The organism is Streptomyces poriticola (genome assembly GCF_036689765.1).
GTDB classification, from domain to species: Bacteria; Actinomycetota; Actinomycetes; order Streptomycetales; family Streptomycetaceae; genus Streptomyces; species Streptomyces poriticola.
Genome location: NZ_JBAGKH010000001.1, coordinates 586,428 through 603,510 on the forward strand (window position 1 = coordinate 586,428; position 17,083 = coordinate 603,510).

The window sequence follows — 17,083 nt, forward strand, 5'->3', positions numbered from 1 at the left end:
AGGGACGGGCCGGGTCAGGGGGTGTCGGCGGCGACGGGTGCGGTCCGGTCGTCCTTGCCGTCGGTGGGCTTCCCGGTCGTCTTCCCGGTCGCCTCCCCGGCCGACTTCCGGGGCGTCTCGTCGGCCGGCCCGCCGTCCGGGTCCGCGCCGGTGTCCGCCCGTGCGCGGGGCTCTCGCATCCCGGCGAGGGTGGCGGCCACGGCGCCCACGGTCAGCAGCCCGCACAGCCACCACACGGATGCCGGTGACGCCTGCCAGGCGGCGACGCCGATCACGGGGCCGACGGCGTAGCCGATCTGCATGGGGAAGGCGGCGGCAGCGATGTAGCGGCCCCGCAGATGACCGGGGGCGACCCGGCCGGGCCAGGCCGAGGCGGTCGGGGTGCCGATCATCTCACCGACCGTCCACACCACGGTGGCCACGACGTACAGCGCCATGGCGGGCCCCGCCACGTACAGGTTCATCCCGACGCCGACCAGGCCGACGCCGAGCGCCACGGCGACCCTGGCGGGCAGGTGCTGCACGTACTTCGTGCACAGCAGTTCCAGGGCGATCACCATGACGGCGTTGAGCGACAGCAGGCCGGAGTAGAAGGCCACGCTGTGCCCGTCGGCCTTGAGCTGCAGCGGCAGGGCGGAGGTGTGCTGGATGTAGACGACGGCGTTGAGGAACAGCGCCAGCAGGAACAGCACGTACCGGCCGTCGCGCAGCACGGCGGCGTACGAGCGGCTCGGCCCGTCGGTGTCGTGTCCGGCCGGCTTCGCCGTGCCCCCGGAGCGCGCCAGGATCAGGGCGAAGGCGGCGAAGGTCAGCTGCACCACCGCCTCGACGTAGAAGATCAGGTCGTACGAGTAGATGATCAGCAGGGCGCCGAGCAGCGGGCCGACCGTGGTGCCGAGGTTGAACGCCATGCGGTAGACGGCGAACACCATCACATGGTGGTCCTCGTCGGTGCGCTCCACCAGCAGCGCCGAGGAGGCCGGCCGGTACATCTGCGCCAGCAGCCCGATGAGCGCGGCCACCGCGATCACCAGGGACAGGCTGCCCAGGTGGGGCAGGCTCAGCGTGCCCAGCCCGGCGAGCGCCATGGAGGCGACGATCGTCCACGCGTAGCCGATGCGGTCGGACACCGAGCCGCCCACCAGCACACCGGCCACGGAGCCCGCGCCGTAGGCGCCGAGCGCCAGGCCCGCCTCCGTAGCGGAGAAGCCCTTGGCGGTGAGGTAGAGGACCAAGTAGATCTGGAGGAAGTTGCCGAGCCGGTTGACCAGCATCCCGACGAGCACCAGCCAGATCGGCCCGGGGATCCCGCGCAGCGCCTGGGTGATCGACGGCCGGCCCGTCCGCTCGGAGTCGGAGGAGTTCCTGCGGGTCGGGGTCACCGGGGGGACTCCCCCACCGGGCGGCCCGTGAGCTCGACGATCTCCGGCGCCTTGAGCAGTGCGGCCCGGGCCTGCTCCATGGAGTCCGCGAGGGAGATGACCCTGGCGTACCGGGAGATGTACCCGCGCGGCGGCAGCCGCAGCACGGCCCCGGGGCCGGTCATCGGATCCGCGCTGTGGATCTCCGGCGGGAACCGGTCCTCGTGCACCGTCACCGCCTCGACCTCGAGGTCCTGTTCGGGGTACAGGAAGGTGATCGCCGCGGCCCGGTGCCGGCTCGGCGTCGTCGAGGGGCGCCGGCCCGCCGCGGCGTCGGCCGCCGCCATCGCCACGTCGACCCCGGTGGCCAGCTCGCCGAGGTAGGGGATCATGTCGCCGCCGAGACGGGCGTTGACCTCCATCAGCCGCGGGCCGTCCGCGGTGAGGCGGAACTCGGTGTGGCTGACGCCGGTGTGGAAGCCCAGCGCGGCGTGGCTGGCCCGCAGCGCCTCGATCAGCTGCGGATCGGACAGCAGCGGGTCGGCCCCGTCCACCTCGTGGCCGGTCTCCTCGAAGAAGGGCGCGAGGCCCACCTGCTTGCGGGCCACCGCCAGAGGAACGCCCTCGCCCTCGAAGAAGACGGCGTCGACACTGATCTCGGGCCCGCCGACGTACTCCTCGACCAGCACCGGCACCTCGAAGACGGGCACGCCCGGATACGAGGCTGCGGACGCCGCCCGGTAGGCGCCGGCCACCTCGTCGGGTCCGTCCGCCCGGCACACGCCCATGCCGCCGGCCAGGCCGCGGGGCTTGAGGACGACCGGGAAGCCCAGTTTCCCGGCCGCCTCCCGTGCCTCGGCGGGCGACCGTACGCCGATGGACGCGGGTTGGGCGACCCCGGCCCGCTCCAGGGCGCTGCGCGTGGCGTGCTTGTCGCGGCAGGCGATCACGGCCTCCGGGGCGTTCCCCGGCAGCCCGAGCGCCTGCGCCACCTGGGCGGCCGGGGTGACCAGGCCCTCGTCGTAGCAGAACACGCCGGCCACCTCGTGCTCGGCGGCGACCTGCCGGGCGGCCTCGACGAGGAGTTCGGGACGGGTGTTGTCGACCTGGGTGCTGCCGACGACGTAGGGCTCCTCCCAGGTCACCGCGGCCGGCTGGAGCAGCCACAGCGCATACCGTCGACTCACCGTCCGAAGGATGAACTCCCGGCTGCGCCGTGCACTGCTGCCGATCAGCAGCAGCAGCGGTTGCCCACCGTCCATGCCCATGTTCCGCTCTCCTCGCATGTGGTCACTGGTGGTCCGGTGTGCGCGCCGGCGGGCCACGCCGGTCACAGCGCACACACCGGCCCTCTGTAGAACACCGGCCCGCCCGGGACCGTTGCAGTCGCCGGGCCGTTGCAGTCGCCCGGGGTCAGTCGGCCGCCGCGCGCCGGCGGGTCAGCGCCGGCGCCAGCGGCCGGTGCTCCAGGGCAACGCCGCCGCATGCCCCCGCGGGCGGCGGCGCCGGCCTGCCGCGGACCGGCGGGTGGTCCGGAAGGACCGCGGTGACCCGGTCCCCCACCCGCACGGCCGGGACCTCCGCGCGCATCCGGGCCACGGAGGTCCTGCGCTCGTGCCACGGACACACGAGCCGGACGCCGTCCCCGGTGACGCCGGCCAGGTGCAGGGGACCGCCACGGTGCGGGCACCGGGCCCGCATCACGAACCCCCGGCCGCCGACCGTCGCGTAGACGTACGGGGTTCCGGCGACGACCACGCAGTTGTCCCGTCCCGCGACGGCGAAGGTCACGACAGGCACGCGCGGTAGTCCCCCACGGAGTGGATCTCGTAGACACACTCGTCCGACTCGATGTTCGCGCCGTGCAGCCGGTTCCGCTTGATCACCACGCCCTCACCCGCCTGCAGGGTCAGCGACGAGCCGAGACCGCTCTCGAAACGCATGGTGCCCGAGACGATGTGGCACAGCTCGTCGCCGTCGTGGCAGTGGGTGTTGGACAGTTCGCCACGGGGTTCCACGAGGTGTGCCACCGGCGCGTCGACCCGGCCCTGCCGCAGCCCGTCGAAGACCGGGTCGTGCAGCTTCTTCAGCTCCGGCTGCGCGTCCATCCAGGCGATCTGCTCGGAGAAGTCGAAGTCGGCGACGTCCAGGAGCACCCGGTACTCCTCGATGCCCCGCACGATCTCCGGGATGACGCCCTCGCCGTGCGCGTCCACCAGCGGCTTGATGATCTTCTCGCGGGCCATCCGGCCGTGGTGCTGGTCGATGTGCACGTGCTCGGTGAAGTACGTGGTGTCCACCCCGTCGCCGAAGACCTCGCGCAGCAGCCCGTCGGCCCGGCGGCAGAAGTCGACCAGGGAGCTCTCCGTGTAGTAGAGCGCCCCGACGTAGCGGAAGAACAGCTCGTGGTTCTTGCCCAGGTAGTGGAAGTAGTTGTTCAGCAGCAGGCTGCTGTTCAGGTAGTACTGCCAGTACCGGTGGAGGTCGGACTCCAGCCCGACCGACTCCAGGGTCCGCTCGAACAGGGTGCTGTGCTTGGTGTCGTGGACGCCGTAGCCGTACTCGTCGATGACCACCTTGAACCACTCGGACTGGGCCGGGCCGTAGTAGCCGAGCACGTTGCGCATCATCGGCGAGGCCTCGGAGAGGAAGTCCGGCGCGAACTGCACCAGCCACATCCGGGCGGCGCGCCCGGGGTCGGAGGAGCCCAGGATCGTCCGCTCCGTCGGCGACTGCTCCTCGCCGCCGCCCATGTCGAGGGAGTCCAGGTAGGCGTCCAGGCTCTGTGCGGTCCAGTTGCCGGAGGTCTCCACCTCCTCGTCGAGGAAGCCGAACGCGTAGCGTTCCAGCGCGGGGCGGATCCGCTCGCCCAGCGCCCGGTTGCCGGGGCTGTAGAAGGCCCGGAAGTCGTCCTCCCTCCCCTTCAGGCCGGACTTCGGGAAGAACACGAGATCGGCCTCGTAGACGGAGGTCAGCAGGCGCTGCACGGCCAGGCTCGGGTAGTCGAGGATGTTCTCGCGGCCCGGGACGCGGTCGTAGTCGAGGTGGGGCAGCACCTGCGGTCTGAGCTGCCGGCGGTACGGGTTGTCGTGGTTCTGCCAGTCCATGTTGTCGTGGTAGATCGGAGCGGTGGCGTACTGCACGATCGCGTCGCGCAGTTCCGCGCCGCCGAGTTCGAACGGGACGTGCGGTGGTACGTGACTCATCGCTTGCTCCCTGGTCCTGATCGAAAAGGGGTCCCGGGCCTGGAAGATCCGGAAGGTCCGGAGCGGTCCGGAGCCCGGTGCATCCGAGTACCGGTCAGAGGCTCACGCGGAAGGTGAAGTCGCTCCAGCACAGCCGGAGGGCCACCTGGTCACCCGCCTTCACGGGCACCGGCTTCTCCAGCGGGATCCAGCCCTGCATCCAGTGCGAGCCGGGGTTGTCCGGCGGGTTGGACAGGGTGATGCCGTCGCCCATGTCCAGCTCGAACCAGACCACCAGGGCCTGTGCCTCCCCGTCGGAGGCGGCGGACAGGGAGAGGGCGCGTTCGCCGGGCTCCAGCGGGTCGTGCGCCAGGTCGAACTCCAGCAGGGGTGCCGCCTCGGAGAGGAACCGGTGCGGCCAGGTGCTGAGCCGCACGGGGAAGTGGCCGCGGGTGGCGAGGGTGTTCATGAGGGAGACGTCGAAGCCGCCGGCCGTGGTGACCTGGTTCAGCTGGGCCACCGCCTCGCTGCTGGCCAGCCTGCCGTACAGCCGGGCCGCCGACGGAAGCATGATCCCGTCCGGGGCCAGCAGGTGCTCGCGAGCATGGCGCACGGAGGGCAGCAGGCCCTCGCCGATCAGTGCGCAGTCGACGATCTCCGAGACCAGGACGTCCACCGGTCCGCCGAGATCCCGCACCGGGTCCAGCTCGGTGGACGGCCTGCCGATCACGGTGATGACGTCGGACAGCCCGTGCGTGTCCACCACGCTCCGGGCCACCTCGGCCAGCAGCGGGTTCATCTCGCAGGTGAACACCCGGCTCGCACCGGCCCGGGCGGCGGCCATCGCGAGCAGTCCGCTGCCGGAGCCGATGTCCAGCACCGTCGCGCCCTCGGGGACGCCCCGCTCCAGAGCGGTGACGAGGGCGGCATTGCGCCCGTTGTCGTTGAGCATGGCGAAGTGCCAGCGTGGAACGTTCCGGCGGGCGATCCGGGCGACGGCGTCCGCGTCCGGGGACAGACTCTCCGGCGGGGTGCTCAGCAGCACGGACGCCTCTTCGGCGAGAGTGCTCAACTCCTGTGCGAGCGACTGCAGCAGAGCCGCGCCCAGACGGTACGGCGAGCCGTTCGCCGGCTGGGACGCCGGATCCGGCCGGGCCGCCTGCTCCGCAGGCGTGGCCCGTGCCTCGGGTACGTGCCGCATGCCACTGCTCCTTACGCTGTCTCGCCGGGCTGACAGTGGGGCGAGGCAGACCCGGGTCGGCCCGCCGTCGCAGCGACCGTACGTAACCGTGTCGTTGCGGTTCTCCAGCCGAGCTCCAGCCGGGGCGGCAGATCCGGGCCGCGTGGAAGGTCGCTGACCGGCAGCGTTGCCGAGGCTTCCGGCGCGCTGGAGCGAGGCGGCAGATCCCGGCCGGTGCAACGGCCGTACACGGTTTCGCCGCTGCTCCTCCGCAGAATGTCCACAGACCTCTCAGCGGGCGTCGTGGAAGATCACGCCGAGTGCATGGCGCCGCCCGCTGTGCACGGCGCTCACCCCGTGGCGCAGCAGCACCCGGCTCCAGCCCCGGGCGGAGCGCACCGGGCGGTGGTGGACCGCGAAGACCAGCCCCTGTCCCTGGACCGGCCGCCGGACGATCGGCCGGGACTGGGCGCGCGGCCGCTGTTCCACGAACACGCTCTCGCCGCCGGTGAAGTCCTGGTCCGGCCGGTCCAGCAGGACCGCCACCTGGAGCGGGAAGGTGAGATCGCCGTACACGTCCTGGTGCAGGCAGTTGTAGCCGCCCTGCTCGTAGCGGAGCAGCAGGGGTGTCGGCCGGTGCTGCCCGGCGGCGGAGCAGGCGGCGACGAGCTCCTCGTGCCGTTCCGGGAACCGGGGCTCGCCCAGCCGTTCGGCCCAGGTGTTGGCGATGCGCGCCAGGGGCGGGTACAGCTGCCGGCGCAGGGCCAGGACCGGCGCGGGCAGCGGGTGGGCGAAGTAGCGGTACGAGCCCTCGCCGAACCGGTGCCGCGCCATCGTCACCGTGCTGCGGAAGAGTTCCGGCTCGTCGAACATCTCCCGCAGCTCCGCGCACTGCTCGGCCGACAGCAGCGGCGGGGTGAGCGCGACGCCCTCCGCGTCCAGCTCGGCGGCCAGGGCGGGCCAGTCGAGGGGCCGCAGTGCGGGAAGCCCGGCACCGTCGGCGGTCTGCGGCTCCGTCGGCGCCGGCTCTCCCAGCCCGGGCAACTGAGGGGTGTCGTAGGTGTTCATGCGCTTCGGTTCTCCGTGGTGCGGAAGGAGGGGCGGCGGGAGGGGTGGAGGAAGGGGTGGGCGCCGGTGACGGGGGATTCCCGGCGCCCACCGGTCAGGGGGCCGTCGGGCCGTGCTGCGCCTCGAGGCCGAGCAGGAACCGTTTGGCGGCCAGGCCGCCCGCATATCCGTTGAGACTGCCCTGGGAGCCGACGATCCGGTGGCACGGCAGCACCACGCAGACCGGGTTGGCGCCGAGGGCCGTGCCGACCGCACGGGCGGCCCGCGGCCGGTCCAGCGCCTCGGCCAGCTGCGCATAGGTCGCGGTGCGCCCGTACGGCACGAACGCGTCCAGCGCCATGACGGTGCGGCGGCTGAACGGGGTGGCCAGCCGCAGGTCCACCGGCAGGGCGAAGTCACGGCGTGCGCCGGTCAGATAGGCGTCGAGCTGGGTTCGCGTCTCCGCCAGCACCTTCCGCGCGGCCGCGTCCGCACGCCCCTCCTCGACGGAGTGCAGCCCGGCCCGGGCCAGGCGGGCGGCGGCGTCCTCGGTGGTGCCGTAGCAGCACAGGACGAGTGCGTCGGCCGTGGCCGCGAGCACGACCGGCCCCAGCGGGGTGGGATAGACCGTGACCGCCGCCGCGGTCTCGCCCGGGGTGTTACTGGTACGCAAGACGCAACTCCGTGTTCGTCGTGACAGCCGGGGTGACTGTCGGGTCTCCGCCGGCCGTCATGCGCTGACGGGCCGGCAGCTCTTGCAGGCGCGGTAGCCGGCCTGCCCGGCTTCGCGCGCGGTGCGGAACGGCACCTGGTGCGGCGCGGTGATACGGCGGGCGTGGGCACAGGTGGGATGGCAGTAGATCCGGGTCGTGTCGCTGCCGAGGAACAGCACGCCGCGCCGGCGCAGCTCCGCCGCCCGCTGCAGGTCGATGCCCTCGGCGGCGCGCAGCGCGTCCCCCGCCTCGGGGAGGTGCCCGGCGTCGCAGGGGGTGCCGTTGTCGTAGGTCACGCGGTGGCAGGGGATCAGCACCGCGGCCGGGTTCCGGGCCAGCCCGCCGACCACGGCCTCCGGGGCCGCCGCGGCCTCCCTGGCGATCCAGCCGACCGGGCGCAGCTGTCCGGCGGGGATGGCGCGTACCGCCTCCAGCACGGCCCGGTCCGCCGGCCCGAGCGGGGACAGGTCGACGGGCAGCCGCCGGGCGCGGCCGGTCCGCAGCGCCGTGGTGACCCCGGGGAACGGCCTGGCCGACCGTACGGCCGAGCGGTGGGTCCGGGAACGGTGCAGTTCTTCGAACCCCGCCGCGGTCAGCCCGCCCGTGTCCAGCGCGGCGCCGGTCACCGCGTCCGGGCTCGCCGCCACGTAGAGGCCGCCGGCGGCGGTGTCGAGGCGGACGTAGGTGTCGTAGGTCTCGCGCGGGATGCCGACGCGCCGCAGCACGCGCACGGCGAAGTCGGCCGGCGGTTCCGCGGCGAGCCCGGCCAGTCCCGGCCTGCCCGGCTCGCGGGGCGGTGCCTCGCGGTCGCTCCTCATGTCGTCACCTCCTCCAGCACGGCCGTCTCCGGTTCCAGCAGCCGGCGCAGACCCTTCAGGCCCCGGGACACCTGCGCCTTGGCGGTGCCGACCGCGCACCGCTGCACCTCGGCCACTTCCGGGTAGCTCAGCCCCAGCACGTGCCGGAGCACCACGGGCGTGCGGTGGTGCTCCGGCAGCTCCAGCAGGGCACTGACCAGCCGCCGCCGGTCCTCGGCCAGCGCGGCCAGTTCCTCCGGGCCCGGGCTGCGGTCGGTCCAGGCGTCGGCATGGTCGTCCACGGGGACCCCCGCCAGGGCGGGCCGGCGCGAACAGGTGCGCAGGTGGTTGCGCCATACGTTGGCGGCGATGGTGAGAAGCCAGGCGCGCGGTCTGAGCTGCCGCCTGCGCTCGGAACCGTACTCCTGCAGGGCCGTGTACGCGCGCAGGAAGACGTCCTGTCCCAGGTCGTCCGCCTCGGTGGGCGAGCCGGACACCCGGAGCAGGAACGTGTACACGGCCCTGCCGTGAACCCTGACCAGCTCGGTGAAGCCGTCGTCGAGGTCCGCCGCCAGGAGCCCGGTCAACTGCCGCTCGGCCTTCTCGTCCATCACCGAATGAAACACCGCCGCGGCAGAATCCGTTGCACCACGGCGGCGCCTCCTCCGGGCGATCCGGGTCCTCGCCCGTTCTCACCGCCCCACACCGGTGGCCGGCCGGGGCGGGAGACCGCCCCTGCGGCATCCCCGTGCCGCGTCGGACGCCGATGCGTCAGAGCCGCACCGGCCGCGCCCGGACGCGTCCGCTCGCCGGGGGCAGCGACGTCCGGCTCACTCGACGTGCTTGGTGAAGGGCGCGCTGAGGTCCTGGACGTCCACCGAAGCGTGGACCACCGTGTCCGGTACGGAGGCCGTGTGGGCGCGTACCAGGTCGAGTACCGCGCGACTCAGGGCGGTCTTGGTCTCCGTGGCGCGTCCCGGGAGGACGGCGAAGCCGATGTGGATCAGGGCGTGTCCGGGACCGCCGTCCGCGATGACGGACTCCTCGGCCCGGCGGAAGCGCGTCCTGCAGCTCTCGACGGTGCTGCCCTCGACCGTCCTGGCCGCCAGTGTGTGCAGGTCGAGGGCGAAGCGGCGGCGGTCGCGGAAGCCGTCCAGGGGCTCGTCGCAGTCGACGGTGATGTGCGGCATGTGATTCTCCTCGTGCGACGGAGTGCGTCAGGGGTGTGGCCCACCGGGTGGCGTCCCGGGGAGCGGTGTCTCCGTGGCCGACCGGACCGCCCATCCCCGTTCGCGAAGAGCGGCGGTCAGCGGGCGCGCCGCGTCCCGGGCGACCAGGAGCTCGACCGACCCGTGCGGCAGCGCCGCCGCGTCCGGGAACGCCAGGTCCTCCAGGTCGACCCGTGCCGAGCTCACGTCGTCGAGCAGCCGCTCCAGGTGGCGGTCGTGGTGCCCGCCGACGGAGACCGAGAGCGAGGTGGCGGAACCCGGCCCTCCGCTGCCGTGCGAGGCGGCTATGCGGGCGCGGCCCTCGCTGCCGCGGCGCAGGACGTCGGTCAGGTCCGCCAGGGCGGCGTCCTGCTGTTCCGGTGTCCCCTCGGCGATCCGGGCCAGCGCGTCGGCCGTCCGGTGCAGGTCCGCCGTGAGCCGCGCGAGCAGGGCGCCGAGGGCCGGGGCGTTGGCGGCGAGGATGTCCGTCCACAGCGTGGCGTCGCCCGCGGCGATCCGGGTGACGTCCCGCAGACCGCCGCCGGCCAGCCGGACCAGGTGGTCCTCGCCCTCCAGCAGCCGGGCGGCGGTGAGGCTCGCCATCAGGTGGGGCAGATGGGAGACCAGCGCCACGGCCCGGTCGTGGTCCGGGGGGTCCAGCAGCACGGGGACGGCGCCGCAGAGCGAGACCAGTTCCAGGGCGCGGTTCAGGGTGTCCTCGCTGGTCTCCGGGGACGGAGTGAGCACCCAGTGGCGGTCGCGGAAGAGATCGGCGCGGGCGGGCAGCGGCCCGGAGCGTTCCCGTCCGGCCAGCGGGTGCCCGCCCACCAGGGTGGTGGTGTCGCATCCGAGGGCCAGGCACTGGGCGTAGGGCAGCGCCTTCACGCTCGCCACGTCCGTGTACGCCTTGGCCAGTGCGGCCTTCTGGTGTGCCGCGACGGTCCTCGCGACGTCGGAGGGCGGGACGCAGACGACCGCGATGTCCACCGGCGCGGACGGTGGCTCGGGCGTGCCCGCTCCGCGTGCGGCGGCGATACGGACACTGCTGGGGTTGGGGTCGATCAGGTGGGTGGTCACTCCGCGGCCGGTCAGGGCCAGGGCGATCGATGTGCCGATGAGACCGGTGCCGACGACTGCAGCGGTATGCAAGGGTCGCTCCTCGACCGTGGTGGGTGGGGCGGCGCGGCGGCCCGGCCCGTCCGGGCCCGTCCGGCACGCGGACGGACCTCGGACGGGCCTCGGACCGGCCCGGACAGACCTCGGAAGGGCCTACCGGTCGGCCGCGCTCTGTGCCGTCGGCTGTGCCGTGGCCGCCGCCGGCTCCGCGGGGAACCGGTTGCCGGTCAGGCGCCGCAGCAGCGCGGGACTGGTCAGCATGACGGCGTTGCCGGCCAGGATCAGGACGACGCCCGTCAGATCCCGTACGGTCCAGTGGAAGTCCTCGAACACCGTGGACAGCAGCAGCGCCACGATCGGGAAGAGCACCATCGCGTACGCCGCGCGCTCGCCGCCGATCCGGCCGAGCAGCGTGAGGTAGGCGCCGAAGCCCACCACCGATCCGAAGACCGCCAGGTACACCAGCGAGCCGGTGTACCGCACCGTGGGGTCGAACAGGGCGCCCTCGCCGAGGAACGCCGCGAACGGGGCCATCAGCAGCGCCCCGTAGGCCATGGCGTACCCGGTGCCCTGGATCACCGGGATGCCCGCGGCCTGGGTCCTGCCGGAGACCACGTTCCCCAGGCAGAAGACCAGGGTGCCGAGGGCCGAGAGCACGATGCCCTGGCCCGAGCCGGCGGAGAGGCCGAAGTTCTGGAACTCCGGCCAGAATACGGTGCCGATCCCCAGCAGCCCCACGGCCGCGCCGACGAGCATCCTGGCGGTGATCGCGCGCTTGAAGAACAGGCGGGCGAACGCCATGTTCACCGCCAGCGACATCGCGAAGACGATCGAGACGAGGCCGGTGGTCAGATGCTGTTCGGCGAAGTAGAAGCAGACGAAGTTGGTGGAGAACATCAGCGCGCCCATGAGGACGAACTGCCCGTGGACGCGCGGCGGGTAGCGCAGCGGCAGCCCGCGCAGTCGCGCGAAGACCAGCAGGATCACGGCGGCGAGGGCGAACCGGTACGCGATCGATGCGGTGGGGTGCACCTCCCCCAGCTGGCCCTTGATGGCCAGCCAGCTGGAGCCCCAGATCAGCACCGTCACGACGTAGAGGACCGCGTTCACAGGCAGCTCCGTCCCAGCAGGCCCGCCAGCCGGCGCGCCCCCTCGGCCACCTGCTGGGGCGTCAGACAGCTGAGGGAGAGCCGCAGCTGGTACCGGCCGCCGCCGTCAGGGTCCGGATAGAAGTGGTTCATGGGTGTCCAGATCACTCCGTGATCACGGGCGGACCGTTCGAGCAGTGCGTTGTCCGCCGGGACGGGGAGGGTCAGGGTGAGGAAGAACCCGCCCTCCGGGGCGTTCCAGTGGATTCCGGCCCTCTCCCGCCGCTCGGGAGGCAGCAGTCGGTCCAGGGAGTCGAGCAGGACCGCCAGGTTCTCCCGGTAGAAGTCGGCGGCCGGCTTGTTGGCCTCGCGCAGGCGGAAGTCATGGGCGATCAGCATGCCCCCGATGACCGCCTGGCCGATGGCGGGCGTGTTGACCGTCACCATGCCCTTGATCTTGGACAGTTCGTCCGCCAGCAGCCGGCGGCTGCCGTCCGCCGTCCGGACGCCCTGGTCGGCGACCACATAGCCGACCCGGGCTCCGGGGAAGCAGGTCTTGGCGAAGGAGCCGAGGTAGATCACCCGCCGTCGGCCGTCCAGCGCCTTGAGCGTGGGCAGGCCGGTGCCGGAACGGGTGAAGAACCCGTACGGATTGTCCTCCAGCAGGAGCAGGTCCTCCTGCTCGGCCAGTTCGAGCAGCCGGTGACGCGCGGGGAGGGGCAGACAGCTGCCGGTGGGGTTGGAGAAGTCCGGGACCACGTAGAACGCGCGAGGCCGTTTCCCGGCGGCACGCAGCTCGGCGACCGTCCTGCGCAGCGTCTCCAGGTCGGCACCGCTCGCGCCTTCGGGCACGTGCACGGTCTCGATGTCCAGCAGCCGGGCCGCTCCGGTGATCCCGACATAGCAGGGCGAGGAGACCAGCAGGACGTCCGTGGGATCGCGGAACAGGGCGCGGAGGACGATGAACATCCCCTCCTGACAGCCCACGGTGACCACGAGGGAGTCGGGGTCCGCGTCGATGCCCTCGTCGTTGCGCAGGGCGCGGGCCACCAGCTCGTGGATCTGGCCGTTGGTGCGCCCGTACTGGAAGAGCATCGTCCGGACCTCGTCGGGGGTCCGGCCCAGCTCCTGCGAGAGATACCGCTGGTAGACGTCGAGGTAGTGGCCGATCCGCGCGGTCTCGAAGAATCCTTCGTACGGGCGGCCCGGGCCGAAGGAGATCGCGTCGGGGTGGCGGGAGGTGACCTCGTTGAGGAAGTTCATCACCTCCATGAGGGGGTCGCCGAGCGATCCGTGCAGCCCGTCGGCCGACAGCACCGTGGTGGGGGGACCCTGGCTCACCGGGGGTCCTCCCACAGGACCGGGCAGAAGTCCGGGTCGGTGTAGTCGGGGTTGCCGTCGGCGTCGGCGCGGACGAGCACGTCGTTGTTGTAGACGACGCGCTCCCCGGACGACAGCTCGTAGGGCCGCCACTGGTTGGTCCGGTCCTGCAGGTGGAAGGAGATGGCGCGGCGGGGACGGTCGCTGACGTTGTAGCCGCTGCCGTGGTAGGTGCGGCAGTGGTGGAAGCTGACGTGTCCCTTGGGGATGGTGACGGGCACCTTGCGGACCTCCGCGTTGTTGAACGCGGCGTTCTCCGCGAGCATCTCCTCCAGTTCCGACCGGTCGCGTTCGGCGAAGTGGCGGCTGGTGGAGTCGTCGCCGCCGATCTCCTTCCAGCGGTGGCTGCCGTCGATCATCGTGATCGTCCCCATCTCCTCGTCGCAGTCGTGGAAGGGGATGAAGGCGGTGAGCATCTCGTCGGAGGTGCAGGTCTGCCAGTAGTGGCGGTCGAAGTGCCAGGGCACGATGTTGCGGGCGTCGTCCGCACGCGGCGGCTTGTGGATCAGCGTGCTGTTCCACAGGCGTATCTGGCCGGTCTCCGCTATCCGTGCCGCCACGGCCGCGATGACCGGCTTGGACAGGATGCCGCGGATGGTCTCGTCCTCGTAGAAGACGTAGTCGTTGTGCCGGTGCACATCGCCCTGCCCGGGCTCCCAGTACGCCAGGCGCGGCGGACGCGCGGGCAGGGTGCGGTCCCGGTGGCCGGCGTAGAAGCGGTCGGCCGTGGAGTTCAGCAGGTCGACCTCCTCGTCGGTCAGCAGCTTCTTCGACAGGTACCAGCCGTGTTCCTGGTAGAACCGCACCTCTTCGTCCGAGGGCAGGAGTTCCCGCTCGGCGGCGGTCAGCGTGAAGCGGGCGTCGTTCGTCGTCATGCCATGTCCCTGTCGTCGTCGGTGGGGTACGCGAGGTCTGCGGCGGTGGGGTGGCCTGCGAGGTCCGCGGCGGGACGGCCGTCGAGGCCTGCGACGGCGTGGTGACCGTGGTCCGCGGCGGCGTGGGGCCCGTGGTCCGCGGCGGGATGGTGCGCGAGGTCCGCGGGCGGATGGAGGAGTTCCCGGGTGACGGTGTCGAGACGGGGGCGGCCGGTCAGCGCCATCGCCTCTTCCAGCTCCGCCCGGAGCGTGGCGAGGACCCGTTCGACGCCGGCCTGGCCGTCGACGGCGAGGCCCCACAGGACGGGACGGCCGACGAGCACCGCGCGGGCCCCGAGCGCCAGTGCCTTGAGCACGTCCGTACCGCGGCGGACGCCACCGTCGACGAGGACCTCGCACCGGCCCCGCACGGCCGCGACCACCTCGGGCAGCGCCTCCAGCGCCGGGACGACGCCGTCCAGCTGGCGGCCCCCGTGCGTGGACACGATCAGCCCCTCCACCCCGAGTCCGGCGGCCCGCCCGGCGTCCTCCTCGGTCAGCACGCCCTTCAGTACCAGCGGCAGTCCGGTCAGCGAGCGCACCCAGGCCAGGTCCTCCCAGGTGAACGCGGCGTCGTGGTGCTGCGCGGCGTGCTCGGCGAGGGCGGAGCTGCCGGAGCGGCCCGGGTGCAGGCCGGCCCGGTGTCCGCCGTCGAGGTTGACCGGCCGGATGTGCGCGGGCAGGCCGAAGCCGTTGCGGAGGTCGCGTTCCCGGCGCGCCATCCGGGGGGTGTCGACGGTGATCACCAGGGCGCGGTACCCGGCGGCCTCGGCGCGGCGTACGAGTGACCGGGTGATCTCCCGGTCGCGCATCACATACAGCTGCAGCCACAGGGGTCCGGTCGCGGCCCGTGCGGTCTCCTCCAGCGTCGTGCCGGCGAAGGTGCTGGTGACGGTCAGCGCACCGGCCGCACCGGCGGCGCGGACGGTGGCGGTCTCGCCGTCCGCGTGGACCAGACCGTGGTAGGCCATGGGCGCGATGCCGACGGGGAGTTCCACCCGCGCCCCGAGCAGTGTGGTGCCCGGCCGGCAGTGGGACACGTCGACCAGGGTGCGGGGGCGCAGCCGGTAGCGGCGGTAGGCCGCACGGTCCTCCCGAAGGGTCACCTCGTCGCCGCTGCCGCCGGCGATGTAGTCCCACACGGACCGGTCGAGCCGGGCGCGTGCCGCCGCCTCGTAGTCCGTCGGGGACAGCAGCAATTCCTGCCGGCCGTCGTGGGTGCCGGCCCGTGCGGGCGCCCGTACGGCGCTCACCCGCCGTTCCTCGGCGCGGCGCCGGCCGGTACGGCGGCCTCGGCGCGCTCGCGCTCCACGGCCTCGTAGAGGGCTTTGATGTTGCCGCTGCCGAAGGTCCGTGCGTCGAGCCGCTGGATCAGCTCGAAGAACACCGTCCGGCGGGCGTACGGGGAGCGGGTGAAGACCTGCACCAGCTGGCCCCACTCGTCCCGGTCGGCCAGCAGGCCCAGCTCCTGGAGCACCTCGGTGTCGATGCCCACGTCGATGCCGCGGCCGGCCAGCGCGTCGTAGTAGCCGGCCGGGGTCGACAGCAGGTCGACTCCCGAGGCGCGGAGCCGGCGGGCGGCCCGCACGATGTCGTCGGTTCCGTACGCCACGTGCTGGACGCCGGGCCCGTCGAAGCCGTCGAGGAAGTCGTTCAGCTGACCGCGCTCCGCCGTGGCGTCCGGTTCCACCATGGTGAAGGTGACGCCCCTGGTCTCGTCCTGCACGACCTTCGAGGCCATCGCCTGACCGCCGACGACGATGTACTCGTCGTAGGTGTGACGCAGCCCCAGGGCCCGCCGATAGAAGTCGACCATGGCCTCCAGCGAACCGGCGCGCAGGCACAGGGCCAGGTGGTCGACGGATCGCAGCAGCTCGGGGCCCGGTGCGGCCTCGTCGGTCACGGGCAGGTACCGCTGCGGCAGAAAGGCGCCCGACGGGTCGTCACGCTGGACGAAGGAGTGCACGAGGCCGTTGGTCGCGGCGATGGTGGCCCGTACGACCCGGCCGCCCGCGTCCTCGAAGGTCTGCGGCTCCGCGACGGACTCGGCCCCGGCGGCCAGCGCCCGCTCGTAGTCGCCGGCCGCGTCGGTGGACCGGAGCGCGACGTCGCGCACGCCGTCACCGTGCCTGCGGACGAACCGCGAGGCCGCGTGGTCGGCGTGCAGGGCCGACGTCAGCACCAGGCGGACGCCGCCGTGCGCCAGCACCCGCGAACGGGCGCCGGCGAGCCCGGTGAGCGGGCCCGCCTCGGCCACCACCCGGAATCCGTAGGTACCGCAGTAGTAGTGGGACGCCTGGTTGACATCCCCGACGAAGAACTCGACATGGTCGACGGAATGGACGGTCACGTTGATCCAATCGCTTGTTCACGTACGGAGGTGCGGGGACGGGCATACGGGAGCGCGCCCGGGCACCCGGCGAGCGGGCACGACCCCTCGGGCCGGGCGAGGAACAGCGCACCCGCGGAGTCCCGTCCGGGGGTGAGGAGTTGAGAGGGTTCGGGGGTTCGGGGGTTCGGAGGTTCGGGGGTTTGAGGGTTTGAGGGAGATCGCGAGAGCTTGAGGGAACGAGGTCGCGAGCGGATCGAGGGAATGGGGTGGTGCGTGTTTGAGGGAGAGGGATTGAGAAGGGGGGAGGAGGGGTCGGACGAGAGTGACGAGGAGGAAACCGTCAGCGCGTGCGCGGCGTGCGCGTCCGGCACGCTCCCCCGACGGCCGGCCGGCCACCGCCCAGTCCCGGATACGGCACCCGGCGACCTCGTCTGCCCCGCATCGGTACGGTCGCCCCCACACCGGCCTGCGCCGCCGCGGGGGCGGCCTCGGGGAAACCGGCGCCGGCATGCGCGGCGACACGGAGAACCCGGAACGCGCAGCCGGACACAGGACCGGAGGTACCTCCGACCACGGAGTCCGAGGCGCTTCCCGCGTCCTCGCCACGCATGGAGTGGAGCAGTTTGACGGGCTTCTTCGCGGTCCTCTGCATGGCAGGCGCTCCTTCGTTCCCCCGTGATCACAGCCTTGAGCGGCGGGCCGGATCACTAGCCGACTTACGAACGATGTTCGGCAATGTCGAATAGCCACAGGAAGCAAAGC

Annotated in this window: 16 protein-coding genes; all 16 read right to left on the reverse strand. The window is 72.6% G+C overall.

What is annotated here, in order from left to right:
* Positions 1-14 precede the first annotated feature (14 nt).
* Complete coding sequence (locus tag V5O46_RS02555) at positions 15-1,382, reverse strand: MDR family MFS transporter (RefSeq protein ID WP_332882697.1); 1,368 nt, start codon at positions 1,380-1,382, stop codon at positions 15-17.
* Positions 1,379-2,629, reverse strand: coding sequence for an ATP-grasp domain-containing protein (locus tag V5O46_RS02560; RefSeq protein ID WP_332882698.1), 1,251 nt, complete (start codon positions 2,627-2,629; stop codon positions 1,379-1,381). Before V5O46_RS02560 ends, V5O46_RS02555 begins: the two co-directional genes overlap by 4 nt.
* A 145-nt stretch (positions 2,630-2,774) precedes the next feature.
* On the reverse strand, positions 2,775-3,161 hold the full coding sequence (locus V5O46_RS02565; protein WP_332882699.1) for a Rieske 2Fe-2S domain-containing protein: 387 nt from the start codon (positions 3,159-3,161) through the stop codon (positions 2,775-2,777).
* On the reverse strand, positions 3,149-4,567 hold the full coding sequence (locus tag V5O46_RS02570) for an iron-containing redox enzyme family protein (RefSeq protein WP_332882700.1): 1,419 nt from the start codon (positions 4,565-4,567) through the stop codon (positions 3,149-3,151). The genes V5O46_RS02565 and V5O46_RS02570 overlap by 13 nt, the downstream gene beginning before the upstream one ends.
* Positions 4,568-4,661: 94 nt before the next feature.
* Positions 4,662-5,747, reverse strand: a complete 1,086-nt coding sequence (locus V5O46_RS02575; RefSeq protein WP_332882701.1) for a 50S ribosomal protein L11 methyltransferase — start codon at positions 5,745-5,747, stop codon at positions 4,662-4,664.
* Positions 5,748-6,017: 270 nt separating this feature from the next.
* Positions 6,018-6,794, reverse strand: a complete 777-nt coding sequence (locus V5O46_RS02580; protein ID WP_332882702.1) for a 2OG-Fe(II) oxygenase — start codon at positions 6,792-6,794, stop codon at positions 6,018-6,020.
* Between the two features lie 94 nt (positions 6,795-6,888).
* Positions 6,889-7,446, reverse strand: a complete 558-nt coding sequence (locus V5O46_RS02585; protein ID WP_332882703.1) for a methylated-DNA--[protein]-cysteine S-methyltransferase — start codon at positions 7,444-7,446, stop codon at positions 6,889-6,891.
* Between the two features lie 57 nt (positions 7,447-7,503).
* Complete coding sequence (locus V5O46_RS02590; RefSeq protein ID WP_332882704.1) at positions 7,504-8,304, reverse strand: MGMT family protein; 801 nt, start codon at positions 8,302-8,304, stop codon at positions 7,504-7,506.
* Positions 8,301-8,894, reverse strand: a complete 594-nt coding sequence (locus tag V5O46_RS02595; protein WP_332882705.1) for an RNA polymerase sigma factor — start codon at positions 8,892-8,894, stop codon at positions 8,301-8,303. The genes V5O46_RS02590 and V5O46_RS02595 overlap by 4 nt, the downstream gene beginning before the upstream one ends.
* Positions 8,895-9,113: 219 nt before the next feature.
* Positions 9,114-9,473, reverse strand: a complete 360-nt coding sequence (locus V5O46_RS02600; protein WP_332882706.1) for a 5-carboxymethyl-2-hydroxymuconate Delta-isomerase — start codon at positions 9,471-9,473, stop codon at positions 9,114-9,116.
* Between the two features lie 27 nt (positions 9,474-9,500).
* A complete protein-coding gene (locus V5O46_RS02605; protein WP_332882707.1) occupies positions 9,501-10,640 on the reverse strand; it encodes a prephenate dehydrogenase in 1,140 nt (379 codons plus the stop codon).
* Between the two features lie 120 nt (positions 10,641-10,760).
* Entirely contained in the window at positions 10,761-11,717 is a 957-nt protein-coding gene (locus tag V5O46_RS02610; protein ID WP_332882708.1) for a DMT family transporter, read from the reverse strand.
* Entirely contained in the window at positions 11,714-13,036 is a 1,323-nt protein-coding gene (locus tag V5O46_RS02615) for an aminotransferase-like domain-containing protein (protein WP_332882709.1), read from the reverse strand. The genes V5O46_RS02610 and V5O46_RS02615 overlap by 4 nt, the downstream gene beginning before the upstream one ends.
* Positions 13,033-13,950 carry a phytanoyl-CoA dioxygenase family protein gene (locus V5O46_RS02620; RefSeq protein WP_332882710.1) on the reverse strand — a complete coding sequence of 306 codons (918 nt, stop codon included), beginning with the start codon at positions 13,948-13,950 and terminating at the stop codon, positions 13,033-13,035. The genes V5O46_RS02615 and V5O46_RS02620 overlap by 4 nt, the downstream gene beginning before the upstream one ends.
* A complete protein-coding gene (locus V5O46_RS02625) occupies positions 13,947-15,242 on the reverse strand; it encodes an alpha-hydroxy acid oxidase (protein ID WP_332882711.1) in 1,296 nt (431 codons plus the stop codon). The genes V5O46_RS02620 and V5O46_RS02625 overlap by 4 nt, the downstream gene beginning before the upstream one ends.
* Complete coding sequence (gene hppD, locus V5O46_RS02630; protein WP_332882712.1) at positions 15,239-16,339, reverse strand: 4-hydroxyphenylpyruvate dioxygenase; 1,101 nt, start codon at positions 16,337-16,339, stop codon at positions 15,239-15,241. Before hppD ends, V5O46_RS02625 begins: the two co-directional genes overlap by 4 nt.
* Positions 16,340-17,083 lie beyond the last annotated feature (744 nt).